At 53.2% G+C, this 24,544-nt stretch carries 23 protein-coding genes, 3 tRNA genes and 1 pseudogene; 7 read left to right on the top strand and 20 right to left on the bottom strand.

What is annotated here, in order from left to right; all coding sequences use genetic code 11:
* Positions 1-144: 144 nt before the first annotated feature.
* From HPC37_RS09745 to wecA, 13 genes are all read right to left on the bottom strand, one after another.
* Positions 145-221: transfer RNA gene (locus HPC37_RS09745), tRNA-Pro, on the bottom strand.
* Positions 222-223: 2 nt separating this feature from the next.
* Positions 224-299 (bottom strand) — tRNA-His (locus HPC37_RS09740).
* A gap of 43 nt (positions 300-342) precedes the next feature.
* Positions 343-419 (bottom strand) — tRNA-Arg (locus HPC37_RS09735).
* A 143-nt stretch (positions 420-562) separates the two neighbouring features.
* On the bottom strand, positions 563-1,288 hold the full coding sequence (gene wecG, locus HPC37_RS09730) for a lipopolysaccharide N-acetylmannosaminouronosyltransferase (protein WP_208122933.1): 726 nt from the start codon (positions 1,286-1,288) through the stop codon (positions 563-565).
* Position 1,289: 1 nt separating this feature from the next.
* On the bottom strand, positions 1,290-2,639 hold the full coding sequence (gene wzyE, locus HPC37_RS09725; RefSeq protein WP_208122932.1) for an ECA oligosaccharide polymerase: 1,350 nt from the start codon (positions 2,637-2,639) through the stop codon (positions 1,290-1,292).
* 8 nt (positions 2,640-2,647) lie between these two features.
* Positions 2,648-3,700: a TDP-N-acetylfucosamine:lipid II N-acetylfucosaminyltransferase family protein gene (locus HPC37_RS09720; RefSeq protein ID WP_235961716.1), complete on the bottom strand. Its 1,053-nt coding sequence runs from the start codon at positions 3,698-3,700 to the stop codon at positions 2,648-2,650.
* Positions 3,700-4,974 (bottom strand): lipid III flippase WzxE, encoded by a 1,275-nt coding sequence (wzxE, locus tag HPC37_RS09715; protein ID WP_208122930.1) that lies wholly within the window; start codon positions 4,972-4,974, stop codon positions 3,700-3,702. The genes HPC37_RS09720 and wzxE overlap by 1 nt, the downstream gene beginning before the upstream one ends.
* 3 nt (positions 4,975-4,977) lie before the next feature.
* Entirely contained in the window at positions 4,978-6,111 is a 1,134-nt protein-coding gene (gene rffA, locus HPC37_RS09710) for a dTDP-4-amino-4,6-dideoxygalactose transaminase (protein WP_208122929.1), read from the bottom strand.
* Between the two features lie 9 nt (positions 6,112-6,120).
* Positions 6,121-6,816 (bottom strand): dTDP-4-amino-4,6-dideoxy-D-galactose acyltransferase, encoded by a 696-nt coding sequence (gene rffC, locus HPC37_RS09705; protein WP_208122928.1) that lies wholly within the window; start codon positions 6,814-6,816, stop codon positions 6,121-6,123.
* The gene (wecC, locus tag HPC37_RS09700; RefSeq protein WP_208122927.1) at positions 6,816-8,087 is read right to left on the bottom strand and encodes a UDP-N-acetyl-D-mannosamine dehydrogenase; all 1,272 of its coding nucleotides are present in this window, start codon (positions 8,085-8,087) and stop codon (positions 6,816-6,818) included. Before wecC ends, rffC begins: the two co-directional genes overlap by 1 nt.
* A 4-nt stretch (positions 8,088-8,091) precedes the next feature.
* Positions 8,092-9,231 carry a non-hydrolyzing UDP-N-acetylglucosamine 2-epimerase gene (gene wecB, locus HPC37_RS09695; RefSeq protein WP_208122926.1) on the bottom strand — a complete coding sequence of 380 codons (1,140 nt, stop codon included), beginning with the start codon at positions 9,229-9,231 and terminating at the stop codon, positions 8,092-8,094.
* On the bottom strand, positions 9,218-10,165 hold the full coding sequence (locus HPC37_RS09690) for a Wzz/FepE/Etk N-terminal domain-containing protein (RefSeq protein WP_208122925.1): 948 nt from the start codon (positions 10,163-10,165) through the stop codon (positions 9,218-9,220). The genes wecB and HPC37_RS09690 overlap by 14 nt, the downstream gene beginning before the upstream one ends.
* Before the next feature lie 3 nt (positions 10,166-10,168).
* Positions 10,169-11,254: a UDP-N-acetylglucosamine--undecaprenyl-phosphate N-acetylglucosaminephosphotransferase gene (wecA, locus tag HPC37_RS09685; RefSeq protein WP_208122924.1), complete on the bottom strand. Its 1,086-nt coding sequence runs from the start codon at positions 11,252-11,254 to the stop codon at positions 10,169-10,171.
* A 160-nt stretch (positions 11,255-11,414) separates the two neighbouring features.
* Here wecA and hemL point away from each other — a divergent pair, with 160 nt between their 5' ends.
* Both hemL and HPC37_RS09675 read left to right on the top strand, forming a co-directional pair.
* Entirely contained in the window at positions 11,415-12,710 is a 1,296-nt protein-coding gene (hemL, locus tag HPC37_RS09680; RefSeq protein WP_208122923.1) for a glutamate-1-semialdehyde 2,1-aminomutase, read from the top strand.
* Between the two features lie 142 nt (positions 12,711-12,852).
* On the top strand, positions 12,853-13,296 hold the full coding sequence (locus tag HPC37_RS09675) for a hypothetical protein (protein ID WP_208122922.1): 444 nt from the start codon (positions 12,853-12,855) through the stop codon (positions 13,294-13,296).
* Between the two features lie 55 nt (positions 13,297-13,351).
* On the opposite strand, the gene nagA is transcribed toward HPC37_RS09675, so the two are convergent.
* From nagA to HPC37_RS09660, 3 genes are all read right to left on the bottom strand, one after another.
* Positions 13,352-14,476 (bottom strand): N-acetylglucosamine-6-phosphate deacetylase, encoded by a 1,125-nt coding sequence (gene nagA / locus HPC37_RS09670; protein WP_208122921.1) that lies wholly within the window; start codon positions 14,474-14,476, stop codon positions 13,352-13,354.
* Positions 14,477-14,579: 103 nt separating this feature from the next.
* Positions 14,580-15,281, bottom strand: a complete 702-nt coding sequence (ubiG, locus tag HPC37_RS09665) for a bifunctional 2-polyprenyl-6-hydroxyphenol methylase/3-demethylubiquinol 3-O-methyltransferase UbiG (protein ID WP_208122920.1) — start codon at positions 15,279-15,281, stop codon at positions 14,580-14,582.
* A gap of 117 nt (positions 15,282-15,398) precedes the next feature.
* Positions 15,399-16,001, bottom strand: coding sequence for a peroxiredoxin C (locus HPC37_RS09660; protein WP_208122919.1), 603 nt, complete (start codon positions 15,999-16,001; stop codon positions 15,399-15,401).
* A 198-nt stretch (positions 16,002-16,199) separates the two neighbouring features.
* Here HPC37_RS09660 and metC point away from each other — a divergent pair, with 198 nt between their 5' ends.
* Positions 16,200-17,390: a cystathionine beta-lyase gene (gene metC / locus HPC37_RS09655; protein WP_208122918.1), complete on the top strand. Its 1,191-nt coding sequence runs from the start codon at positions 16,200-16,202 to the stop codon at positions 17,388-17,390.
* Positions 17,391-17,442: 52 nt separating this feature from the next.
* On the opposite strand, the gene HPC37_RS09650 is transcribed toward metC, so the two are convergent.
* Genes HPC37_RS09650 through HPC37_RS09635 form a run of 4 tightly spaced genes read right to left on the bottom strand, consistent with a single transcriptional unit; the run spans position 17,443 to position 20,510 of the window.
* A complete protein-coding gene (locus tag HPC37_RS09650) occupies positions 17,443-18,498 on the bottom strand; it encodes a YcjF family protein (protein WP_208122917.1) in 1,056 nt (351 codons plus the stop codon).
* A gap of 1 nt (position 18,499) precedes the next feature.
* Positions 18,500-19,906 carry a YcjX family GTP-binding protein gene (locus HPC37_RS09645; RefSeq protein WP_208122916.1) on the bottom strand — a complete coding sequence of 469 codons (1,407 nt, stop codon included), beginning with the start codon at positions 19,904-19,906 and terminating at the stop codon, positions 18,500-18,502.
* Complete coding sequence (locus tag HPC37_RS09640) at positions 19,899-20,261, bottom strand: PspC domain-containing protein (RefSeq protein WP_208122915.1); 363 nt, start codon at positions 20,259-20,261, stop codon at positions 19,899-19,901. The genes HPC37_RS09645 and HPC37_RS09640 overlap by 8 nt, the downstream gene beginning before the upstream one ends.
* 9 nt (positions 20,262-20,270) lie before the next feature.
* Positions 20,271-20,510, bottom strand: a complete 240-nt coding sequence (locus tag HPC37_RS09635; protein ID WP_208122914.1) for a hypothetical protein — start codon at positions 20,508-20,510, stop codon at positions 20,271-20,273.
* A 96-nt stretch (positions 20,511-20,606) separates the two neighbouring features.
* Here HPC37_RS09635 and HPC37_RS09630 point away from each other — a divergent pair.
* From HPC37_RS09630 to HPC37_RS09615, 4 genes and pseudogenes are all read left to right on the top strand, one after another.
* A pseudogene (locus tag HPC37_RS09630) lies at positions 20,607-22,303 on the top strand (ABC transporter substrate-binding protein).
* Positions 22,303-23,268 carry an ABC transporter permease gene (locus HPC37_RS09625; RefSeq protein WP_208122913.1) on the top strand — a complete coding sequence of 322 codons (966 nt, stop codon included), beginning with the start codon at positions 22,303-22,305 and terminating at the stop codon, positions 23,266-23,268. The pseudogene HPC37_RS09630 and the gene HPC37_RS09625 overlap by 1 nt, the downstream one beginning before the upstream one ends.
* Positions 23,258-24,151: an ABC transporter permease subunit gene (locus tag HPC37_RS09620; protein WP_208122912.1), complete on the top strand. Its 894-nt coding sequence runs from the start codon at positions 23,258-23,260 to the stop codon at positions 24,149-24,151. The genes HPC37_RS09625 and HPC37_RS09620 overlap by 11 nt, the downstream gene beginning before the upstream one ends.
* A gap of 11 nt (positions 24,152-24,162) precedes the next feature.
* Positions 24,163-24,544, top strand: a 382-nt coding sequence (locus HPC37_RS09615; protein ID WP_208122911.1) for an ATP-binding cassette domain-containing protein, incomplete at its 3' end; no start/stop codon positions are given.

The following is a 24,544-nucleotide window of genomic DNA, read 5'->3' as shown; positions in this document are numbered from 1 at the left end:
TTTAAAAGTTTAAATCTGTTTCGCTCAATGAATTTTGACTTAAAATTTTAAGCACTCATTAAGACTTTATCTTTTCAAAACAAAGCCACAAGTGCCCACACAGATTGTCTGATATATTGTTAAAGAACGATCTCAAAAGAGAAATGGTCGGCGAGATAGGATTTGAACCTACGACCCACTGGTCCCAAACCAGTTGCGCTACCAAGCTGCGCTACTCGCCGAATGGGGTGGCTAATGGGACTTGAACCCACGACAACTGGAATCACAATCCAGGGCTCTACCAACTGAGCTATAGCCACCATTGTGGTGTTTGATAAAGCATTAGCTAAATCATGCGAACGCTGGCGCGCTCGACAGGATTCGAACCTGAGACCTTTGGCTCCGGAGGCCAACGCTCTATCCAACTGAGCTACGAGCGCACTATTGCGTCGTTGCGGAGCGCATATTACGGTTTTCTGCCCCGCTTGTCTAGTGCTTTTTTCATTTTTTTTCCACTTGCTGATAAATTATGCAAATCAGGGGTTTTATCTGCCTTGCTGCGCGTTTATAATACGAAATTCGATTACAACTTATTCATAAAGTAGTAATAGGCGTATTTCAATAAATTCACCTGCCGCCGCCAGCGTGTTGGCTGGCTCAACAGGCGATATAACCACTCCAAATTGGCTTTTTGCCACATCACAGGTGCGCGTTTAACGTGGCCGGTAAACACATCATAGGTGCCCCCCACGCCCATATAAAGTGCGGTTGGATATTGCGCTTGGCAGGCGGCCATAAAGCGCTCTTGCTTAGGTGAGCCCATGGCGACGGTGACAAATTTAGCGCCACTGGCTTTGATACGTTCAATCACCGCACTTTGCTCTTCCGCGGTGAAATAGCCGTCTTGGCTGCCTGCGATGTTAACATTCCAAAGTGCGGTCAGCTTTTGCTTGGTTTGCGCAAGCACCTCAGGCTTGCCGCCGACTAAAAACACGGGCGTTTGCAGCTCGCCGGCGCGCGCCATCAAGGCCTGCCAGAGATCGCAGCCTGGCACGCGTTGTAACGTGCGGTATTGCGGATATTTTTTATGAATGGATTTGACGATGCTCACCCCGTCGGCATATTTAAACTCCGCTTGCTCGAGCAATGCTTTGACCTCGCTGTCACGCTCGGCGGTGATGACTTTTTCAGCGTTGATCGCGATGAGTTTGCCTTGTTGGATGTGATCGGCGTTGATCAGGAAATCGACGAAGGCTTGCTGATTGTTCACCGCGAGCAGCTCGATGCCGCGGATGCTGACTTTGTCCATATTATCCTCTTGTTGAAATCAGTTGTGTGCGCGTGCAGTGGAGCTTGCGCAACAGTGCGGTGATGAGCGCGGCGATAACCACGGCGATGAAAAACACCAGTGAATAAAATAAAAAGCGCGACACAAAGGCATCAAGCCCCTCACGCACCAGCACGATTAAGTTAAAGCAGTTGCCAAAGCAGTAGGCCTGCAAGATGGCGCGGCAGCTGCGATTGGCGCTGTTTTTGCTCAGGCGATAGAGCGCGTCTAAGCACTTAACCAGCCAGCCGCACAGCCACGCGCCCAGCACTAAAAACGGCACGCCGCCCATGATATAAAGCGAGCCAAGCAGCGTTGGCGAAATGGCCAGGCCCGCGTGGTAGTTGAGAATCTCCCAGGTGAAATAGTTGGCGCTGTTGACGATCAGATCCGGGCGTGACTCCCACCAGGTTTTCGGGATAAAGACATAAAAATCCCGCGCGATCGGCGCTAAGCCTTGCCATTCGATTTGATTGTGATGAGAGAGAATGGTGGCGAAATTCTCCCACGGCGAGAAGGTGTCGCGGGTGAGATACAAAAAGGTGTAAACCGCCTCCGCGCCTTGCACGTTCAAGCCATAGCGCGCCAGTGCAAGAGCAAACATCGCGCCAATGGCAATCACGCCGGCCAGCAGCAAGCTGGCAATCGAGAGATAGCGCTGGCTGATGCCGATAAAGAAAAACAGCGCTACCGCCAAGGCCATGTTAGCCCGCGTGCCGCCCACGAGAATGTAGGTCAACACGCCAAAACTGACGCCAAAGACCAAAAACAGCAGCCACTGCTTTTTGCTCGGGTTTAAAAAATAAAAAATCAGCAGTGCTGGCAGGCAGAAGTAGAAAAAGCGCTTGAGCGCCACGCCGCTGACTTGTTGCGAGAAGACTTGGCTGTATTTGCTCAATTTAAACAGCAAAAAGCCGTTTTGCGTGAAAAACAGCGCCACTGTGCCCAGGCCAATGAGCAGCAAAATCACGCCCGTGATGCGGGCAATGCTGGCACTATTCTCCCGCGCGCTGGCTTGCACGGTGGGGTAAAGTGCGGTTTGGCGTGGTGTCAAACGCACGCTATAAGCGACATAAAATATCAAATAAAACGCCAGGGCGGCAAATTGGCTAGCGAGCAGGATGTCGGGGTCAAGCAATTTGAAATCAAAATTAAACGCCAGCGCCAAGCTAAACGGCAGCCCGAGGAAAAAGGTGATGAGATAAATCACGCTAAAGAGCAAGAAAAAGTTAAACCGCACCGCGAGATAGTGGCGGTAGGTCAAAAAGCCGATCAACGTGATGCTGCTGAGATAAAGCGCGAGCAGCGCGAACAAAGCAAGGTTTGATAACATAGTGCCCCCTACCCTTGCAACGCCTCAAGCGCATCTTGCCAGCCTTGCACATAATTGGGCGGGAAGAAGGCGATGTGGCGTTTATCCAGCTGCTGCAACCGCACTTTGGCCTGCGCGATGGCCTCAGGGTTGAGCTGCTCAGGGGTGAGATAGGCCACGCCTTGGGCTTGCATATCCAAACAAAATGGGTTGCTCGGGTGGAGCACGAGCGGGATGTTCATGTCAATCAGCAAGCAAATGGTGCCCACACCTTGCTGGCGCGCAAAGTTGAAATACCCCACATCGCAGCGCTGCAACAAGTTCAAGTAATCACTAAAGGCCAGTTTTTCCTCTAAAATCGTGACCACATTGCTGGCAAACAGCGCATTGGCACGTTCGCGCACGTGTTCGATGTAAGCTTGATTATGTTCAGGATACCCCATCGGGATAATCACTCGCGCGGCGTCCCCGACCGCACTTTGAATCGCGTCTAACGCTTCAAGATGGCGGTTGGTTGGATCGCCTGAATTGCCGAGCAAAATTGTCAAAGTGCCCTCGCCCTCGCGGGTGTTTTCCGGCAGGGCGTTGCTCATTTTGGTCGGGAAATAGAGCGTGTGCGCCTGCGCGTTGGGGTTAAGGCGCTTGAACACCGCCAAATCCCCCACGGTGGCATACACATGGCGCAACTTGCGTTGCGCCAGCCGGCGCAGTGGATAAAACAGGCGAAATTGCAGCGCTGTGGAGGCTTCATAGAGATCGCCGCCCCAAATGTGCCAACCTAGGCGCGCAGCCGGCAGGCGGTGGGTGGCGATATCCAGCCAGATATAGGGGTTAAATTGCCCGTGAAAGAAGAAAAAGGCGTCTTTTTCGCGCTTGGCCAGCTGGCGCAGGTGGGCGGCGATGGCTTTTTTGCTGTCAAAATGGGTGATGTTGAGCGCGGGGTACTCGCCGACGTGGCCGACCATCAACACATGGCGGCACAAATTGGGCTCAACGGTGTTGATTAAGGTGTTGGCGAAAAAATCCAGCACGGTTTTGTTGTGGTGCTCAATGTGTGAGCCGAGCACATGGTAAATGGTCATCACGCGCGCCCTCTTCGTTGATAAATCCAAAAGCCTAACAGGCACAATAAAAAATAGAGAATGTAAGTGAGCATATACGATTGCGTTGCCCCGCGTGCGCCGTTGAGCTGGATCAGGATAAACGCGCTGCCCAGCAGCAGCACAAATTGGGTCACTTCCGCCAAAATATAGAGTTTCAACGCCGCTTTGGCGACGATTAAATAGCCAAAAATATAGCTCGAGACTTTAAAAAGATCACCGCACAGCTGCCACAAAAAGAGCTCATCCATCGCAGCAAATTGGCTGGAAAAGAGAATGCGGATAATAATATCGCGCAGCAGGTAAATCGCCACGCTGATAGCCAACGTGACGGGGAAAACAAACTTCAGCGCTTTGGCAATCTCGTGCTTGATTTCACCACCTGTGGTGAGCTTGGCAAAGGTCGGCAGCAGATAAACCGAAAAGGCGGCAGTGACAAATTGCAAATAAGCATCAGAGATTTTGCTCACGCCCTGCCACAGGCCAACTGCCTCCAGCCCGTAGCCGCGATTGAGCCAGTTGCGCATTAAAATATAAGCCACCGGAATGGTCACAGCAGTGACAAACACCATAAATGAAAATGTCAGCAGCTTTTTGCTCTGCTCGCGGTCAAAGTGCGGTTTTAAAAAGGCGAGCTGAAAATGCCCAACTTGTTTGCGCTGATAGCCCCGCAGCGCCAAAAAGGCGGGGATAAATGCAAGCCCGGGCACCAGCGCCAAGCCGACCAGCGCACCTTGATAATCAAACAGATAAAGCCCTGCTAGAAAGGCTAGCACACCAAGCAGCGCGCCGATGATAATGCTAATGGCGTTGAATTTGGCGTCGCGGTAGCCACGCAAAATGGCGAGGAAAAAGTTGCTCAAAGCAATGCCAAACTGGCAAAACGCCACAATTTGGATGATGTGGTGATAGCCGTGTTTAGTGAATAAAAACAGCGCAATCGGCTTGGCTGCCAGCAGCATCACCAACCCAAGCACGAGGGAAAAACAGACGATGATAAACGACGCGCTGGAGAGGATCGCACGGCTGTTGGACTCGTCCTGCTCAAACTGGGAGACGTATTTCGTCACGCCGTTGAAAATGCCCGCGCCGGCAAACACGCCGAGCACGGTGAGCAGCGTCATGTAGTTGGCGGCCAAACCCACCCCTTGCGGGCCGAAGTGGATAGCCAAGAGTTTGACCACCAACAAGCCGACGCCGATTTTAATCAGCGTCGAGGTGCCTGTCCAAAGCGTGGTGCTGCCGAGGGATTTCATCGCTTACGGGTGTTCGCTTAAATAATGAGTCACCGCGGTGATGACTTTATCCACCTCCGCATCGGTCATGTTGTAAAACAGCGGCAAGCGCACAAGGCGTTCGCTGTCTTGGGTGGTGATGTCATCGTCGCCGGCGAAAAAGCCGAAGCTCTTGCCCGCGGGGCTAGAGTGCAGCGGCACATAGTGGAACACGGCCATGATGTCGTTGGCTTTGAGGCTGTCGATCAGCAAAGTGCGGTCGTCAAGATCGCGCAGTTTGAGGTAGAACATATGGGCGTTGTGCTCGCAATCGGACGGAATGTGCGGCAGTTGCACGCGGCCTTCAAAGCGGCTGAAGGCATCATAATAGCGCGCCCAAATCGCCAAGCGGCGTTGATTGATGCCTTGCGCGGCCTCGAGTTGCGCGTAAAGATACGCGGCTTGCAAATCGGAGAGCAAAAAGCTCGAGCCCATGTCGCGCCAGGTGTATTTGTCGACTTGCCCGCGGAAGAATTGGCTGCGGTTGGTGCCTTTTTCACGGATGATTTCAGCGCGCTCAATCAAGGCTTTGTCGTTGATGAGTGTTGCCCCACCCTCGCCGCCGGCGGTGTAGTTTTTGGTTTCGTGGAAGCTGTAACAGCCAATGTGGCCGATGGTGCCCAGGGCTTTGCCTTGATAGCGCGACATCACGCCTTGGGCGGCGTCTTCAATCACCCAGAGGTTGTGTTTTTCGGCAATTGCCATGATGGCATCCATATCACAGCCCACACCCGCGTAATGCACCGGCACAATGGCTTTGGTTTTATCGGTGATCGCCGCTTCAATTTTGCGCTCGTCGATGTTCATGGTGTCCGCGCGCACATCCACAAACACTATGGTGGCACCACGCAACACAAAGGCATTGGCGGTGGAAACGAAAGTGTAGCTTGGCATGATGATCTCATCACCCGGTTGGGTGTCAATCAACAACGCCGCCATCTCAAGTGAGGCGGTGCAAGAGGGGGTCAGCAGCGCTTTGGGCGTGTTGAAATGGCGCTCAATCCACGCTTCACATTTTTTGGTGAAAGGGCCGTCGCCGCTGAGTTTGCCTGTGCTTAACGCTTCATTTAAACACCCGATTTCGGTGCCCACCACCGGTGGCTTGTTAAATACGATCATCTCTTTTCCTTACTTAATCTGTTTGTAAAACCACGCCGCGCGTGCGTGCACCTCGGCGCCGATTTTTTGATATAAGCGGTTGGCGGCGAGGTTGCTTTGCTGCGTGGCTATCCACAATTGGCGCAGGCCCTTTTCTAAACACCAGCTTTTGGCTTGAGCGAGCAACTGCTGCGCCACGCCTTGGCCTTGAAACTGCGCGTTGACGGCCAGCAACCCCACACGGCCGCGCGTGTCATCAAGCTGACGCACACTAATGGCGCCTTGGATTTGCCCGTCATCGGTTTTGAGCACCAAGCAGGCATCGTCAAATTGCCCGCGCACCGCTTTGGCAATCCAGCATTGGTAAAAGCGCGCGTTTTCCGCCGCGCTAAACCACGGCGCGCGAAAGCGGCTGTCAGCAAACGCGTGCGAGACCAACTGCTCGAGGGCAGGAATGTCTTGCTCGCGGGCAAGGCAAAGTGCGGTTGGCGCGTCACTCGTTAACGGCCAGCAATAATCGCACTCGCCTTCCACTTGCTCAAAGCCGAGTGTGTGCAGGCAGGCTATTTCCTCACGCTGCGTGGCATCGAGCTTGCATTGAATCAGCGCAAAATCACCAAAGTGCGGTTGGCTGACCGCACTTTCAGTAAATGTCAGGCGTGCAATCTCACGTTGGAAAAAGTCACTCTCCCAATCGTTGCGCGCCAGCACGTAATTCAAGGCCATTATTGACGCCAAATGCCGCGGGTGTCGATCACCCATTGCTGCGCAATTTCCGCGCCGTCAATGGCTTTGAACTGGCTGTGGTCAACCAACAACACCAAAATATCCGTCTGCTCACGCGCCTGTTCAAGGCTGGCGAGCTGAATGTTGCTTTGGCTCAATTTGGCTGGCAATTGGCTGATGTTTGGCTCCACCGCCAAAATCTCACCTTTGTGCCACGCGGCCAAATCGCGGGTGATTTCCACCGCTGGGCTTTCGCGCAGGTCATCAATGTCTGGCTTGAACGCCAAGCCTAGGCAGGCAATGCGCACCTCGGAGGCTTTGCAATCGCGCTCGCTGACCACCTCGGCCAGTGCCTTTTTCACCTGCTCAATCACCCAGTGCGGTTTGTGGTCGTTGACCTCACGCGCGGTGCGAATCAAGCGCGCTTGCTCTGGCGCTTGGGCGACGATAAACCACGGGTCAACGGCGATGCAGTGCCCGCCCACACCTGCGCCCGGTTGCAAAATATTCACCCGCGGGTGGCGGTTGGCTAGGCGGATAAGCTCCCACACGCTGATGCCTAAGTGATCGCACACCAATGAGAGTTCATTGGCAAAGGCGATGTTGACATCGCGGAAGCTGTTTTCAGTCAGTTTGCACATCTCGGCGGTGCGGGCAGTGGTTTCAATGCACTCGCCTTTAACAAACAAGCGATAAAGCTCAGCCGCCGCTTTGGCACAGGCTGGCGACAGCCCGCCGATCACGCGGTCGTTGGAGAACAATTCTTGCATGATTTTGCCTGGCAACACGCGCTCTGGGCAGTAGGCCAGTTTGATGTCGGCCTCATCACCTGCATCAGACGGGAAGCTGAGATCAGGGCGTGCTTCGCGCAGCCACTGCTCCACGGCCTCAGTCGCCCCCACCGGCGAGGTGGACTCGAGCACCACGAGGTTGCCTTTTTCAAGCACGGGGGCGATGGCCTTAGCGGCGGCTTCAACATAGCTTAAATCCGGCTCGTGCTCAGCTTTAAACGGCGTTGGCACCGCGATCAAAAACGCATCGGCTGGTTTGGCCTCAAGGCTGGCTTGAAGCAGGCCCTTTTCAACCGCACTTTTCACCGCCACGTCTAAATCAGGCTCGACAATGTGAATTTTGCCTTGGTTGATGGTGTCTACCGCGTGTTGGTTGACATCCACCCCAAGCACTTTTTTGCCGCTCGAGGCAAAGGCGGTGGCGGTTGGTAGGCCGATGTAGCCGAGGCCGATGACGGAAATTGTATTGAATGTTGTCATAGTATTAATCTTCGTTTAACCATTGTTTAATTGCGCTGACAATGCGATCACAGGCATTGCCATCACCATAAGGATTGTTCGCGTGCGCCATCGATTGGTAGTACGCCGCATCCGTTAATAATTTTTCTACCTCGCCGACAATGCGCGCTTCATCGGTGCCGACCAATTTCACGGTACCCGCGGCCACCGCTTCAGGCCGCTCGGTGGTGTTGCGCATCACCAGCACAGGTTTGCCAAGTGATGGCGCCTCTTCTTGAATGCCACCCGAGTCGGTTAAAATCAAATAGGCGCGGTTCATCAAATAGACAAACGGCAAGTAATCTTGCGGCTCAATCAAAAACACGTTGTCGATGCCTTTGAGGTGGCGATTGACTGGCTCACGCACGTTCGGGTTGAGGTGCATCGGGTAGAGAATCTGCACATCGCGGTGGCGCTCGGCGATGGTTTTAATGCTTTTGCAAATGCGCTCAAAGCCGTCACCAAAGTTTTCACGCCGATGGCCTGTGATTAAAATCAGCTTTTTATCCGGCGCTAAAAACGGATAACGCGCGCCCAGCTCAGCGTTGAGCGCGTCGGTTTGTTCTAGTTTATTTTTCACCCACAGCAAGGCGTCGATCACGGTGTTGCCGGTCACGATCACGTTATCTTCAGGCTTGTTTTCCGCCAGCAGGTTTTGCTGCGCCGTGGCCGTTGGTGCAAAGTGGAATTGCGCAATCGCGCCGGTTAAGCAGCGGTTACCCTCCTCCGGCCACGGGGAGTAAATATCATAGGTGCGCAAGCCCGCCTCGACGTGCCCCACGGCGATGCGTTGATAATAACACGCCAATGCCGCGGCAAAGGTGGTGGTGGTGTCGCCATGAACTAACACCAAGTGCGGTTGAAATTCAGTGAGCACGTCACGCAAGGATTGCAAAATGCGCACGCTGATGTCGGTGAGATCTTGGCCTGATTTCATGATATTGAGGTCAAAATCCGGCTTGAGCTCGAAAAGATCAAGCACTTGGTCGAGCATTTCACGGTGCTGGCCGGTGACGCACACTTTGGCCTCAATGTGGCTGTCTTGCGCAAGTTTTTGCGCCAAAATCGCCATTTTGATCGCCTCTGGGCGGGTGCCGAAAACGGTGAGTACTTTAAGCTTTTTCATTGTTGTCCTTTGCTTTGCCATTGCGCGCACGCAGCGCCAACATAATCACCAGCGCGCAGCCTAAAATCAGCCCCGCAAAGCCGCTGAGCAGCACCCAAAGTGCGGTGTTCGGCGAATGGGGTGCTAAGGGTTGCACTGGCGTTTTCAAATAATGAAACGCTTGGAATTGGTTATCCAGCGGGCTGACCGAGCGCATCATCGCCAGTTTGCTCTCCCACACGCTTGGCGGCACAATCGCACCTTGTTGGGTTTGGCCCAGCTTGTTGCTGGCGGCGAGTTTCACCTGCTCAAAGAGGTTTTTCCACTTGGCAATTAAGGTGGCATACTCTTGCTGATGGGTCTGCTCGTTAACATAATTCATCAGCGCACTGAGCAATTCGGTGGCCTGTTTTGGATTGTTCAGCGTGAGATAAACGCGGTCATCAAGCCCTTTGGCGGGGTTGCCTGGTTGATAAACCACGCGCTCAATTAACGATTCCAGCAGCGCTTGGTCGTGGTGGCTATCCCCTGTTTGCAGTTGTTGGTAGTAATTGGAATTTTCCCAAAACGCACGCAGCACATCGTAGGCGCGCAAGTTTTGCAAAAAGGCGCTGAACACCTGCCCGTTGAGCCCGCCGACCGCACTTTGCTGTTCTCCTACTGGGGCTGGCTCTGGGTCCGCCGCTTGGCCGTTGCGGCTGGCGATCAAATCATACATTTGCGAGAGCGCATAATAATTGCCTAAATCTTGCTCTTTTGGCGCTTCAATGTAGGCCTCAGCGCGCCACTGTGGCTTGACCACAAATTGGCACACAGCAAACGCAATGGCGCTAGCACAGAGCACAAACATGGCAATCAGCCAGCTTTTGCGCCACAAAATGCCGCCAAAGGCGAGCAAATCAAGCTGCTCGACGCCTTGTGCATTCACGGGGCTTTGAGGTGCGTGATGTGACATAGATTATCCTTTTGAGAGTTTAACACGGTTTTTCGAGCGCGACGCTCGCCGGCGCATGCGCTTAATCAGCCTTGAAACCCGCCAAGCGCGCGTGATGGAATAGTAATAAACAAAAAAGACAATGATGAACAGCGGGAACATGATCCATTCATCAATGTAGTAAACTTCCCCCAAAATGCCAAAGCCGGCAAACACAGCGGCCATAAAGGTGATCACAAACAGCGCTTGGCGGGAGCTTAGACCTGCGCGCATCATTAGGTGGTGAATGTGCAAGCGGTCCGGGCGAAATGGGCTTTTGCCTTGGCGCAAGCGGCGGACAATCACCGCCACCATGTCAATCAGCGGGATGGCAATCACCCAAAGTGCGGTCACCGGATTAATCGGGTGGCCCGAGCCTTGGGTGCTGAGGAGCAAAATCCAAATAATGGTGAAGCCAATCAAGGTGCTGCCCGAATCGCCCATAAACACTTTGTGCTTAACGCCAAAGGCGTTGAGGTTAAACAGTGCATAAGGCAGCATCACCAAAATCAAGGCAATGCACCACAGCGCGAGGTTGATTTGGTTATCAAGCAGCATCAAAATGGCGATCGCGCCAAACGTGACGCTGGAAAGGCCACTGAGCAGGCCGTCGATGCCGTCGATCATATTAAAGGCATTGATCACGCCCATGATAATCATTACCGTCACCATCGAGGAGAACATGCCCAGTTGCAGCTTGAACGGCCCGATAATTTGACCCAACGAGTCGAGGGAAAGATTGGCGTAATAGATCATCATGCTCGCCAAGCCGATTTGAATCGCCGCGCGGATAAACGGGCTGATGTCAAAGCGGTCGTCAAGCACGCCGATAATCAGCAGCACAGAAACACAGAAAAGATACAGCTGCGGGAAGCTCATCTCATGCCATTGCAAGAGATAAAAACACAAATTACCCAAAAACAGCGCAATGCCGCCAATCAACGGCACCGACCCTTGGTGGCGCTTGCGATAGTTAGGTTTGTCCACCAACCCCACTTTGCGTGCCAGCGGGCGGATAAGAATTAATGCCAAAAATGAAACCATCAATGGCAACAACAATGAAAGCCACATATTTTTGCCTTTACTACGTTCCTGCGCCTTGCGATTGCGTCGATAATTTTGACAGAATACCACATCATAATCCGCAGTTGATAAACTTTTTTTATTCTCGCTGTGAAAAAAAATCGCTTTCTATTACAATACGCCTACGCAAAACGATAAAGGACAGACCATGAATCACTCTCAACAACTCTTTGAAAAAGCCCAAGATGTCATCCCAGGTGGGGTCAACTCGCCGGTGCGCGCGTTCAAAGGCGTGGGCGGCACGCCCGTGTTTATCAACAAAGCCGAGGGCGCCTATATTTTTGACTGCGACGGCAAGCGCTACATTGACTACGTCGGCTCTTGGGGGCCAATGATTTTAGGCCACAACCACCGCGCCATTCGGAAGGCGGTGATCGAGGCGGCGCAAAACGGCTTGAGCTTTGGCGCACCAACCGCACTTGAGATCACACTCGCCGAGCGGGTGCGCGAGCTTATTCCATCAATTGAGATGGTGCGCATGGTCAGCTCCGGCACCGAGGCGACGATGTCGGCCATTCGCCTGGCGCGCGGCTACACAGGGCGGGATAAACTCATTAAATTTGAAGGCTGCTACCATGGCCACGCCGATTCGCTGTTGGTTAAGGCCGGCTCCGGCGCGCTCACCCTTGGCCAACCCAATTCCCCAGGCGTACCTGCCGATTTTACAAAACACACTCTCGTTTGCCACTACAACGATTTGGCCTCGGTTGAAAACGCGTTCAAGCAATTCCCGCAAGACATTGCCTGCATTATCGTTGAGCCTGTGGCCGGCAACATGAACTGCGTGCCACCCAAACCGCACTTTTTGCAAGGCTTGCGTGAGTTGTGTGACCAATATGGCGCGCTGTTGATTATTGATGAAGTGATGACGGGCTTTCGCGTCGCACTCGGTGGCGCGCAGGCCTATTATGGCGTGACGCCTGATATCACCTGCCTGGGCAAAATCATCGGCGGCGGCATGCCAGTGGGTGCCTTTGGCGGCAAAAAAGCGATTATGCAACACATCGCACCAACCGGCCCTGTTTATCAAGCTGGCACGTTGTCAGGCAACCCTATCGCGATGGCCGCGGGGCTGGCGTGCTTAAACGAATTGGCCAAACCTGGCCACCACGACAAACTCACTGCGCTGACAACCGCACTTTGCGAAGGCCTTGAGCAATTAGCGAAAAAACACGGCATTGGCTTTGTCACCAACCACGTGGGCGCGATGTTTGGGCTCTTTTTCACCGATAAAAGTGCGGTTGAAAACTACCACGACGTGATGGCCTGCGACAGCGAGTTGTTCGCGCAATTTTTCCACAAGATGCTCGAGCACGGCGTTTATCTCGCGCCGTCAGCCTTTGAGGCGGGCTTTATGTCGTTGGCGCACAGTGAGGAAGACATCGACGCCACCTTGCGCGCTGCCGACGCCGTTTTTGCCCAATTGGCGCAAAACCGCACTTGATAAAAATCAACAACTTAGCGATAAAGCTGGGGGAAATTTAAGCACTCCCCCAGCCAAAATTGGCATTTTGTGTGAAATTTTGGCAAGATAGACCTTAAGCATTTTCATAACATTTTCATCACATTGTGGATAAGGAGAAACTATGGAATTCAAGAACTACCAATATGATGTTGAAGAATTAGTGGAAAAATACACCAAAGCCAAAGAGGCGTTTGAGCAAAAAAATAAAGATCAAGACTACGATCGCGAATTGCCAAACCAAGTGTTGGAATACCTCAACAGCGAGCCAACCGCCTATTTGAAATACGGCGTGTATTTTGGCCCAGTGGTTGAAGCGCTGAAAAGCTTCCAACTGCTGCCTGAGACCACCCCAGTCAACCAACCGCAAGAGATGATTGACGCCTACACTTGTGCGGGTGCTGAAGGCATCGACGGCCGCTTGCTGACTTTGACCGCCGCGCTGGAGTTTAAAGAGTATTACGACGCCACCTTCTTTGCGGGCAACCGTAACTTCTTCCCATACGGCGATGAAACAGAATACGTGTTGGAAGACAAAGAGTGGGAAGCGCTGGCCACTATGCTTTAATCACAACAGATAAAATAAAAACCGCACTTTGAAAGTGCGGTTTTTTATGGCGGGATTATTGCCAATCGCGCAGGGCGAGATCGCCATCGCTGAGGTAAATCACGTCATCAACATCGCGCGCCACAATGGTGGCAAGGTCGGCGCGACCGACGTAATTAGCAGGAGTTGACACCGCCATGCGCAGGGCGCTGCGGATATCGGCGTGCATGTAGCGTACGGCGTTTTGCACACATTGCAGCAAGTTGATGTGCGCGCCGGCCAGTGAGCCGTGCTCGTTGACGAGGCGGTCTTCTTTCACGAATACTTTCACGCCCATCAAATCAAACTCGGTGATTTCAGGCGCGCCAATGGTGTGCATGGAGTCTGTCACCAGCATTAAGTGTTGGTCGCCAAGCAGTTGGTAGGCGGTGGCGAGGGAATACGGGCTGCTGTGTACGCCATCGGCGATGATGCCGGCATACAGGCCAAGCTCGACCGCGCTGCCAATTGGGCCTGGGTCACGGCCGCTGAGTGGGCGCATTGCGTTGTAAAGGTGCGTAATCCCGGTCAAGCCCTCTGCGCGGGCGGCGAGCAGATCTTCTGCGGTAGCCATGCTGTGCGCGAGGTTGATTTGTGGGATAAACGGCTTGATGCGCGCAATAGTGCCTGCTGGCACTTGCTCAGGCGCAAGGGAGAGAATGCTGTGCTGCAAGTAGTCCGCGTGTTGTTCATAACAGGCGAAATCTTTTTCATCCGGGATGCGGATATAACGCGGGTTGTGCGTGCCCTTTTTCTCAACACACAAAAACGGCCCTTCAAAATGGCCGCCGACAAGGCCTTTCATGCCCTCTTTGACCAAATTGGCCACGTTGGCAATGGCTTGGTGATATTTTTCTTGGCTGTCGGTAATAAAAGTTGGCAACATCGCCACCGTGCCGTATTTACGGTGGCCGGCGAGCACTTTTTCAAGGCCGGCGCGATCGCATTGATCGTTGACCAACACACCGCCGCCGCCGTTGGCTTGGGTTTCCACAAAGCCTGGAGTCAAAATCCCGCCGTTGAGGCGCTTGACTTGCGCGTCTTCAGGAATGGCGCTTTCAGGTACGAGTTTTTGCGTTTTGCCGCCGTCAACCACCAGCGCGTAATGTTCTAACAATGCACCGCGGTCAAACACGCGGGCGCCAGTATAAAATTGAGCCATAGTGTATCCTTATACTTGCTGAAAGTGATTGCGTTTATTATGCACCTTTTTTGCCCGCTTGAATAGAAAAACGCAGAATTAAAACGCTATTTTAAAAGTGCGGTCACACTTTTTGCCGCAGCGCCATGATGTAATTGGCGCTGACATCACCATTGAGCCAAAACTGCCCTGAAAGCGGGTTGTAGTGATAGCCTTGAATATTCACGCAGTGCAAACGATTGTCATCACACCAGCTCAACAGCTCGGCAGGCTTGATGAATTTGTCGTAATCATGGGTGCCTTTGGGCAGCATTTTCAAAATGTATTCCGCGCCCACCACCACCAGCGCCCACGCTTTAAAAGTGCGGTTGATGGTAGAGAAAAACACCACGCCTTCGGGCTTGAGCAGCTGCTGACACCCGCGCACCACCGCCGCTGGGTCTGGCACGTGCTCGAGCATTTCCATGCAGGTGATCACATCAAACTGCCCGCCTTGCTCGGCGACTAAGCTCTCAATCGTTTGCTGGCGATAATCAATGCTCAAGCCCTGCTCGCGCGCGTGCTCACGCGCCACGGCCAGCGGCTGCGGTGACATATCAATCCCCACCACCTGCGCGCCCATGCGCGCCATGCTCTCACTTAAAATGCCGCCTCCGCAGCCCACATCCAGCACCCGCTTGCCCACAAGTGTGCCTACATGCTCGCAAATATACGCCAACCGCTTTGGATTGAGGCGATGAATCGGCTTGAAATCCCCCTCTGGGTCCCACCAACTCGCCGCCATTTTATTAAACTTCTCCACTTCTGCTTGACTGACATTGTCCATATCCATTCCTCAACCGCACTTTGAATGTGGCTAGTATAGCAAATTTTTAAGCGTGACCGCACTGTCCTTCACGCATAAAAAAACCACGCCGGGGCGTGGTTTTTGTTTGTTGCACGATTATAGGTCGTTGGCGTTTTTCTTGAGGTATGCCGCAACGCCATCTGGGTTGTCTTTCATACCTTCTTTGCCTTTCGCCCATTGTGCTGGGCACACTTCGCCGTGTTCTTCGTGGAATTGAAGGGCGTCAACCATGCGCAGCATTTCGTCGATGTTACGGCCTAATGGCAGGTCGTTCACCACTTCGTGACGCACAACGCCGTTTTTGTCGATCAAGAATGACGCACGCAATGCCACACCCGCTTCTGGGTGCTCGATGCCGAACGCTTTTGCGATGTCGTGACGCACGTCAGCAACCAATGGGTATTGCACTTCACCGATACCGCCTTTGTCGGTCGGGGTTTTACGCCATGCGTTGTGAGTGAATTGAGAGTCGATAGACACGCCGATCACTTCAACACCGCGGTCTTGGAATTCTTTGTAACGGTGATCAAAAGCGATCAATTCAGATGGGCACACGAAGGTGAAGTCCATTGGGTAAAAGAATACCACTGCCGCACGGCCTGCAATGTGTTTTTTGAAGTTGAAGTTGTCAACGATTTCACCATTGCCTAATACAGCAGATGCTGTAAAATCAGGGGCTTGACGAGTTACTAAAACCATAATTTCTCCTGTTTTAACTAAGTTTGGCTTGCGCCTTGAGAAGCATTTCTGCTTATATTTTTATAGTATAGCGCACTTTTGAGTTAAAATCGCCTCTCAATATCTATTTTAGCAATAGATTTTTTCTATCAAAATTCAGCCTTGCGCGCCGGCCGAGAAATGATTATTGTATCACTATTTGTAGCATGTGAGGTTGTTATGCCATCTTCTAAAAAACTCGCCACCGCGGTGGTGCACGCTGGCCGCACCAGCCGTTATACCCAAAGTGCGGTCAACCCTGTGGTGCAGCGCGCATCGTCATTAACCTTTGAAAGTTTAGCCGATAAAAAGGACGCCACCCAAAACCGCGCCAACAAAGCGCTGTTTTATGGCCGACGCGGCACGCTGACCCACTTTGCGCTGCAAGATGCGATGTGCGAGCTGGAAGGCGGCGCGGGCTGTTATTTGTTCCCGTGCGGCGCGGCGGCGGTGACGAATACCATTTTGGCCTTCGTGAAAAGTGGCGATCACCTGCTCGTGAGCGGCGCGGCCTATGAGCCGACCCAAGAATTTTGCCAGCAAGTGCTCGCGCGCTTTGGCGTGGCCACCACCTTTTATGACCCGATGGCCGGTGCGGAGATTGCCAAGCTCATTCGCCCTGAAACCAAAGTGCTGTTTTTGGAGTCCCCCAGCTCATTAACGCTTGAAGTTTCCGATATCCCCGCCATGGTGCAAGCCGCGCGCGCGGTGAACCCTGAGATTGTGATCATCATCGACAACACCTGGGCGGCGGGCGTGCTCTTCCCTGCGTTGGATTTTGGCGTGGATATTTCCGTGCAGGCTGGCACCAAGTATTTGGTCGGCCACTCTGATGTGATGATTGGCACCGCGGTGGCCAATGCGCGCACGTGGGACACGCTGCGTGAGCAGGCCTACTTGATGGGGCAAATGGCCGACGCCGACAGCGCCTACACCACTTTGCGCGGGCTGCGCACGTTAAAAGTGCGGTTGGCACAACATGAACAAAGCAGCCTTGAGGTCGCCAAGTGGTTGAGCAAGCGCCCTGAAGTGGCGCGCGTGTTTCACCCCGCCTTGCCAAGCTGCCTCGGCCACGAGCACTTTGTGCGGGATTTCAGTGGCAGCAGTGGCTTGTTCTCGTTTGAGCTCACGCGCACCTTAAGCCATGATGAGTTGGAGCGCTTTTTTGATCACTTTTCGCTCTTCACCATGGCTTATTCGTGGGGTGGCTTTGAATCACTGATTTTATACAATCAACCGAGCGAAATTGCGCGCATCCGCCCCGGCATTGAGCGCCCACTGCAAGGCACGCTGATTCGCGTACACATTGGGCTTGAAGCAGTGGATGATTTGATCGCCGACCTTGAACGCGCCTTTGCGCGCATCGCTTAAAAACCGCACTTTATCAAAAGTGCGGTTGGCGAAAGTGCGCTCAGCGCGAGCCTTAGCGGTAGTCGTGCTCTGCCACCGCACTTTTGTTTTGCTTGAACATGGTGTCTTTAATCACACCTAAAAGCTCTTGATGAATAATGCTCAAGCGCGGTTTTTCACCTGGCATAAACGCCAGCGGGCGGCAAAACTCCATGGTTTTGATGCCTAATCGCGCAGTCAACAGCCCCACGCCCAAGCCTTGTGCGGCGCGGGCGGAGAGCTTGGCCATCAAATCTTTTGACAGCCAATCCATGCCAATTTCATGCACCAGCTCGGTGGCACCAGCAAAAGCCATGTTCACCAGCACCAAGCGCAGCAGGCGAATGCGGCTGAAATAGCCCAGCTCAATGCCATAGAGCTTGGCGATGCGGTTAATCAGCGCCAAATTGCGCCACGCCACAAACAGCACATCCACAATCGCCAGCGGGCTGACGGCCACGATCACAGCCGACTCTGCTGCACTTTTGCTCACCATTTTGCGCGCGGTTTTGTCGATATCCAGCAGCACATTTTGTGAAAACAAAAAGCTCACCTCTTTGGCGGAGTGCTCGTCGCTGACTTGCTGCTCAAAGCGCTGCACGCGCGGGTCATCCGCGCTTAGTTGCATATTGGTGATGATGCCCTGGCACAGCTCGCGCGCTTGCGCGTTATTCGCCCCAAGGGTGCTCGGCGCGGTGAGTAGCAACTCACTTTCTTGCTGGAGCTGGGCGCGGCGACGCAATTTCACCAGCCGCCAATATTCCCGCCAAAGTGCGGTCAGGCCAAGGCAGACCACGCCAAAGGTCACCAGCGCAAAGACGAGTGTAATCCACTGATGATCATGGTAGCTGTCAATAATCCACTGCACTGACTGCGCCACCGTTGCGCCCAAAAAGAGCACGATAATCACACCGAGAATGCGCTTCCACCAACGCGGTTTGGGGTTGGCGATGCGCTCAAATTGCCGCTCAACTGGGCTCTCGTCGGTCACATCAAGCGTGAGGCGGGCATTGTCGAACTCCTTTTTCCCTTGCAAGGCCTCATCTTCGCGCGACGGCTCACTTGTGAGATCAAAATATTTTTTATCCATATCACTCCAACTTATCAGCGAGTAGAAACTGCAGCACGCTGTCCATGCGCAAGTGCGGTATGCGCTCGCCGTCGATCAGCGGCTGCGGTTCGAATTGGTCAAACTCAAAGCGGTTTTGCGCCCAAAAATCGGCACTCGGCAAGCGGCTTGGCACCGAGCCTGGGAACACCACCACCTCCTTGCCATCACGGCTGCGCACGCCTTGCAGCGCTTTGACCTGCTTGCCGCCGTCGTCCACCAGCACCGGCGTGGTGGCACGCACCGCGGCAATGGCGGCGTAATCATTTTCAACCCCGATAAAATTGACATGCTGCCCGCCCTCTTGCATCAGCTGGCGCATCAGTGCGATCAAATTCGGCACTTGATCGGAGGTGATGTGGTCGGCCTTGCTGGCCACAAACAGCAGCTTGTCAATTTGTGGCGAAAACAGCCGGCTGAGCAGCGAGCGCTGGCCGTAGTGAAAATTGCTGAACAACTGGCGCAGGCTCTCTTTGGTTTCCATAAACGCCTGCTGGCTGTAATTCAGCGGGGTTAGGCAGTCAGCCAAAATAATCTGGCGGTCAAACTGGCTGAAATAGCGCTCATAAAAGCGCTTGACGATTTTGTCGCGGTAATAGTCGTAGCGCTTTTTCAACACCGCGAAATAACTGTTGCGATCGGCTTTTTCCAGCGCTTGCCACTGCTCATCATCAAGCCCCAGCAGCGGGAAAAATTGCAGCGCCGGCGCGCCTTGGTATTCCCCAGGCAGCACAAAGTGCCCCGGCTGAATATAATGCAGCCCTTGGGCTTTGCATTGATGCAAAAACTCGGTGTAGAGCCCTGCGAGCTCAGCGAGCACCTCTTCATTGGCTTTGTCGCTTAAATCGAGCTGGTTGACCGCACTTTGCCATTTTTCCGCCAGTTCCACGCGCACGCCGTGTTGGATTTTGTCTAAACTTTGCGACCAGGCTTTAAAGCTCTGCCCCAGCAGCGGCAAATCGAGCAGCCACTCGCCGGGGTAGTCTAAAATGTTGATATAAAGCGTGCTTTCCGATTTCACATGGCGCAGCAGGCTTTTGCTGTGGCGATAGCGCACGGCCAGGCGGATTTCGCTGATGCCACGAGTCGATTGGCACCACTGCGGCGGGTTTTGGCGTAGGCTTGCCATATTGGCCTCGTAGTCAAAACGCGGGATGCTTAAATTTTCTTGCTCCACGCGTTTGACCGCCAAAATATCCCCGCTGCGCGCAGGGGCGAAAAACGGCAAATGCCCGCCGTCGGTTTGGTTTAACGTCAACAGTTGGTTGACCAGGCTTGTGATAAACGCCGTTTTGCCGCTTTGGCTCAAGCCGGTTACCGCAAGATTTAAAGTGCGGTCAAGCCCACGGTTGACGAAGTCTTCCACTTCCCGTTGCAGTTTGCTAAACATGGTTGTTCTCTTGCTTGCTGTGTTCACGCTCAATGTGGCGCTCAAGCGCCTCAACCCGCGCCTTGAGGCTGGCTAAGTGCATTTCCAGCTCCGCGAAGGAGGCGTTGCCTGGCGCGTCGCCATCTAATGGGCTGCCGTCAAACATCTGCTTTGAGGTGTTCTCAAAATACTGATCAGGGGCTTTTTCGAGCATAAAGGCGCCAGCGATGTAGGCCAGCGGCACGAAGAAAAAGCCGCCGAATAAAAATAACAGCACCGTGATGGTGCGCACCACCCAAATTTCCAAGCCTGAGGCTTTGGCGATGCCAGCGCACACGCCTGAAATCATACCTTGTTGTGGATAACGATACAGCATAAGGCCTCCTTAGTGTTTTTCACGCCAGTTCGGTTGATGGTAATCCAGCAGCGCTTCAAGGCGCTCAACGCGCCCTCGCAGCGCTTTCGCCTCGCCTTGCAGTGTGCCAAGGGCGGCTTGGGTTTGCGTTTGCCCCTCAATGTGTGGGATGGCTTTGCCCTTTTTATAATGGCTAAAAAGCCACAGCGGCAGCACAATCAAGCAAACGATAAACGCAATGACAGACAATGCGAGAATTTTAAAAATCATGTCAACTCCTTAAACGTGCGTTTATATTACGAGAAAATGGCAAAATGCGCCAAGATAAACTACAATGTGGCCAAATCATTCAAACACAAGTTGCCAATGCGTTGTATAAACACACTTTTTACACCACTGTTGATCCTCTCAAGCCTGGCGTTGAATGCCATTGGCGCGCCGCGCGTGCCGCATAGCATCAGCCAAAATGGCTTGATCTACTGCACTCACTCTACGGGATTTTCGTTCAATCCTCAAACGGTGGATGTGGGTACATCTATGAATGTGGTGGCAGAACAGATATATAACAAGTTATTTGAGATAAAAAATAATCAGCGCAAAGCGGTTACGGGCGCCTTAGCCCAGCATTACAGGCTCTCGGGCGATCGTAAAACCTTGCTGATTGAGCTGCGCAAAGGGGTGAAATTTCACCAAACGCCGTGGTTCACGCCCACCCGCGAGCTCAACGCCGATGATGTGGTGTTCTCGCTCAACCGTGTGCTCGGGCGCTTGGAGGGCTTCCCGAATATTGAAAAAACGGCGCACAACACCTCCAGCAATCCGCAATATCGCATTTATTACGATTACGCCAAGGAAAACCGCTACCCTTACTTCGACAGCATTGATTTTGACAAAAAAATCAAAAGCGTGACGGCGGTGAACCCTTATTTGGTGAAAATTGAGCTGTTTTCGCCCGATGGCTCAATTTTGGAGCATTTGGCCAGCCAATATGCGGTGATTTTATCCCAAGAATACGCCCAGCAACTCAGCACCGACGACAACATCGCTCAGCTCGACACGCTGCCGGTGGGCACAGGTGCGTATCAAGTGGGGGCGTATTTTCGCAACCAATACGTGCGGCTCAAACGCAACAACGATTATTGGGGCGAAAAGGCGCACATCGACAATGTGGTGATTGATCTCTCCACCAGCCACTCTGGCCGGCTTGAGAAAATGCTCAACAACGAGTGCGATATCATGGCCTACCCAGAGCCGAGCCAAATCAACAACTTGCTGCGCAGCCGCCGCTTTGACGCCGCGCGCATCGATGGCATGAATTTGGCCTTTCTGGCGTTTAATTTAAAGCAAAGTGCGGTCAAAGACATCGCCACGCGCCGCGCGATTGCGCAGGCGATCAACCGCAAGCGGATTGTTGAGCGGATCTTTTTCAACAACGCGCAACTGGCTAACACCTTAATTCCGCAAAGCTCGTGGGCGGCGCAATTTGGGCTCTCAACCTTTGCCTATAACTACGCGCCCGAGGCGGCCAAAACCGCACTTTCAGGCCAAAACCTGGCGCTGAACTTTTGGGTGCTGACCGACAACCGCGTGTATAACCCAAGCCCGGTGAAAATGGCGGAAATTATCCGCTTTGACTTGCAGCAAGCCGGCGTGGCGGTGACGATGCGCTATTTGCCGCGCAGTGAGTTTGAGCACCTCGCCGAGCGTGGGCAGGCCAACTACGACATTATTTTAGGCGGCTGGCTGACCGGCAGCCTTGACCCAAACGGCTTTTTGCAGCCAATTTTAGGCTGCGCGGGCGGGTGCACAGCAACAACTTGAGCCACTACTGCAACCGCACTTTTGACACGCTGTTAAATGACGCCCTCAAAAGCCCCGCGTTGGAGTCGCGCGCGCGCAACTATGAGCTGGCACAACGCCTAGCCATGCATGAACTGCCGCTTATCCCGATTGCCAACGCCGAGCGCATTATGCTCTACAACAAACGTTTAAGCGGCATGAAAATGCAGCCTTTAGGCAGCATTCAATTTGCTGAGCTTTCCATGACAGAAAAGGGCAAGTGATGTTTTATTATCTTTTGCGACGCGCCTTGTTAACCATGATCACCTTGCTGATTTTATCGTTCATCAGCTTTCATATTCTGCTGCGCGACCCGCTGAATGACGTACTGGCGCAACCGAACTTTTTCAGCGGCTTTTATCACTATGTGCTGCGCTTGCTGCACGGCGATTTTGGCATCAGTTATATCGACGGCCAGCCGCTGTTTGAGCAAATCCGCGCGGTGCTGCCGGCCACCATTGAGCTGTGTTTTCTCGCCTTGCTGCTGGCGCTGCTCATCGGCCTGCCAATTGGCTTTGTCGGCGCGTTTTATCGCAACCAATTGTGCGGGCGGGTGATCCGCTTTGGCGCATCGTTTGGCATTGCGCTGCCGATTTTTTGGATTGCACCGATTGTGCTTTATGTCGCCGCCAGCCGCCAGTGGGAAATCTCTGCCATTGGGCAGTATTATCCGCTTTATGACATCGACAGCATCACCGGCTTTGCCGCGATCGATGTGTGGTTTGTTGAAAGCCCGCACCGCATCAAAATGATTCAAAATGTCTTCCAACATTTGCTGCTGCCCGTGCTGGTGCTGATGATTGCGCCGATGATGGAGATCATGCAAAACACGCAATACCGCGCTGAGCAAATCTTGCGCGAAAATTACGTCAAATTTGCCGAAATCCGCGGCTGGTCGCGCTTTAAAATTGCTTATCGCATTTTGCTACGCAACACGCTCGCGCCGATGATCCCGCAACTGACCCGCACTTTCACCATGCTGCTGGCGATGTGTATGTTGATTGAAACCATCTTCAGCTGGCCTGGCATTGGCCAGTGGCTGATCAACGCCGTGGAGCAGCAAGATTACAACGCCATCTCCGCAGGCGTGGTGATCATTGGCTTATTTATTTTGCTTATCAATACATTAGGTGGCCTTGTTATGTTCTTACTCGATCCATTTAATCGCAAGGGGTGGTATGTCCGATAAAAGCCCGGCCGAGTTTCGCCACACCACGCCACTGCGCGACATTTGGCAGCTGTTTAAGCAGCGCCAAGTGGGGCTTTTTTGTGGCTATATTTTACTGCTGTTGCTGCTGGCGCTGATTTTTGCACCGTGGCTGGCGCCTTATGATCAAGGCGCGCAATTTCTCGGCCAAGAGTTGCTGCCACCGGCGTGGTCACGCAGCGGCCGGCTGGCCTATTTTTTCGGCACCGATGATCTCGGGCGCGATCTCTTCAGCCGCATTATCCACGGCCTGCGCTACTCTTTTGGCGGCGGACTGTTGGTCACCGTGTTGACGCTGGCCATCGGCGGCGTGCTTGGCGTGCTCTCTGGCAGTGGCAAAGGGCTGAGTGTCGGCATTTTAGGCCACTTTTTGGATGCCTTTCTCTCCATTCCGATTTTGCTGTTGGCGATCGTGATCGCCACCTTGATGCAGCCGAGCTTGCTCAACGCGATTTTGGCGATTTTGCTCGCCTCACTGCCCTATTTTATCCATCAGGTGTATCAAATGCTTCAGCGCGAAATTCACAAGGATTATATCCAAATGCTGCGCTTAGACGGCGCCTCGCAGGGCTATTTACTCAAGCACATCGTGCTGCCAAACCTGATCCCGCAGTTTATCCGCTTAAGCAGCCGGGTGTTTATTTTCGCGATTTTGGATATCAGCGCGCTGAGTTTTATCTCTCTCGGCGCTCAGCCGCCGCTGCCAGAGTGGGGCACGATGATCCGCGAATACATTGATTTGATTTATCTCGCGCCGTGGCTGGTGATTATCCCCGGCGTGATTTTAACCTTGATTATTTTTGTGATTTTGCTGTTTTCTGACACCTTGGCGAAAACGGTGGAAAAATACTACCACACCCGCTGATTGAGGGCATTATGGCACTTTTAGATATTCGTAACCTCACCGTGGAAGTGAAAACCCAAACAGGCTATGTCAAGCTGATCGACAACGTCAGCTTAACCGTCAACGAGGGCGACATTTGCGGGCTGATTGGCGAATCTGGCTCGGGCAAAAGTTTGATTGCCAAAATCATCTGCAACAACGCTAAACCAAGCTGGAAGGTCAGCGCTGATCGCTTTCGCTTCAATGATGTGGAACTGTTGAAAATGCCCGCCGCCAAGCGGCGCAAGCTGATCGGCAAAGAGGTGTCGATGATTTTTCAAGACCCACTCTCCTGCCTTGACCCAAGCAAAAAAGTGGGCAAGCAGCTGATTGCCGCCATCCCTGCGTTTAGTTATAAAGGCCGCTGGTGGAAAT

Source organism: Spirabiliibacterium mucosae, from assembly GCF_014884965.1.
Taxonomy (GTDB): Bacteria; Pseudomonadota; Gammaproteobacteria; order Enterobacterales; family Pasteurellaceae; genus Spirabiliibacterium; species Spirabiliibacterium mucosae.
This window is presented reverse-complemented; position numbering and strand designations above follow the sequence as displayed.

Coding starts and splice junctions, on each gene's coding strand:
- wecG (WP_208122933.1), bottom strand. CDS start 1,288: ATGGACAAAGTCAGCATCCGCGGCATCGAGCTGCTCGCGGTGAACAAT.
- wzyE (WP_208122932.1), bottom strand. CDS start 2,639: ATGTTATCAAACCTTGCTTTGTTCGCGCTGCTCGCGCTTTATCTCAGC.
- HPC37_RS09720 (WP_235961716.1), bottom strand. CDS start 3,700: ATGACCATTTACCATGTGCTCGGCTCACACATTGAGCACCACAACAAA.
- wzxE (WP_208122930.1), bottom strand. CDS start 4,974: ATGAAATCCCTCGGCAGCACCACGCTTTGGACAGGCACCTCGACGCTG.
- rffA (WP_208122929.1), bottom strand. CDS start 6,111: ATGATCGTATTTAACAAGCCACCGGTGGTGGGCACCGAAATCGGGTGT.
- rffC (WP_208122928.1), bottom strand. CDS start 6,816: ATGGCCTTGAATTACGTGCTGGCGCGCAACGATTGGGAGAGTGACTTT.
- wecC (WP_208122927.1), bottom strand. CDS start 8,087: ATGACAACATTCAATACAATTTCCGTCATCGGCCTCGGCTACATCGGC.
- wecB (WP_208122926.1), bottom strand. CDS start 9,231: ATGAAAAAGCTTAAAGTACTCACCGTTTTCGGCACCCGCCCAGAGGCG.
- HPC37_RS09690 (WP_208122925.1), bottom strand. CDS start 10,165: ATGTCACATCACGCACCTCAAAGCCCCGTGAATGCACAAGGCGTCGAG.
- wecA (WP_208122924.1), bottom strand. CDS start 11,254: ATGTGGCTTTCATTGTTGTTGCCATTGATGGTTTCATTTTTGGCATTA.
- hemL (WP_208122923.1), top strand. CDS start 11,415: ATGAATCACTCTCAACAACTCTTTGAAAAAGCCCAAGATGTCATCCCA.
- HPC37_RS09675 (WP_208122922.1), top strand. CDS start 12,853: ATGGAATTCAAGAACTACCAATATGATGTTGAAGAATTAGTGGAAAAA.
- nagA (WP_208122921.1), bottom strand. CDS start 14,476: ATGGCTCAATTTTATACTGGCGCCCGCGTGTTTGACCGCGGTGCATTG.
- ubiG (WP_208122920.1), bottom strand. CDS start 15,281: ATGGACAATGTCAGTCAAGCAGAAGTGGAGAAGTTTAATAAAATGGCG.
- HPC37_RS09660 (WP_208122919.1), bottom strand. CDS start 16,001: ATGGTTTTAGTAACTCGTCAAGCCCCTGATTTTACAGCATCTGCTGTA.
- metC (WP_208122918.1), top strand. CDS start 16,200: ATGCCATCTTCTAAAAAACTCGCCACCGCGGTGGTGCACGCTGGCCGC.
- HPC37_RS09650 (WP_208122917.1), bottom strand. CDS start 18,498: ATGGATAAAAAATATTTTGATCTCACAAGTGAGCCGTCGCGCGAAGAT.
- HPC37_RS09645 (WP_208122916.1), bottom strand. CDS start 19,906: ATGTTTAGCAAACTGCAACGGGAAGTGGAAGACTTCGTCAACCGTGGG.
- HPC37_RS09640 (WP_208122915.1), bottom strand. CDS start 20,261: ATGCTGTATCGTTATCCACAACAAGGTATGATTTCAGGCGTGTGCGCT.
- HPC37_RS09635 (WP_208122914.1), bottom strand. CDS start 20,510: ATGATTTTTAAAATTCTCGCATTGTCTGTCATTGCGTTTATCGTTTGC.
- HPC37_RS09625 (WP_208122913.1), top strand. CDS start 22,303: ATGTTTTATTATCTTTTGCGACGCGCCTTGTTAACCATGATCACCTTG.
- HPC37_RS09620 (WP_208122912.1), top strand. CDS start 23,258: ATGTCCGATAAAAGCCCGGCCGAGTTTCGCCACACCACGCCACTGCGC.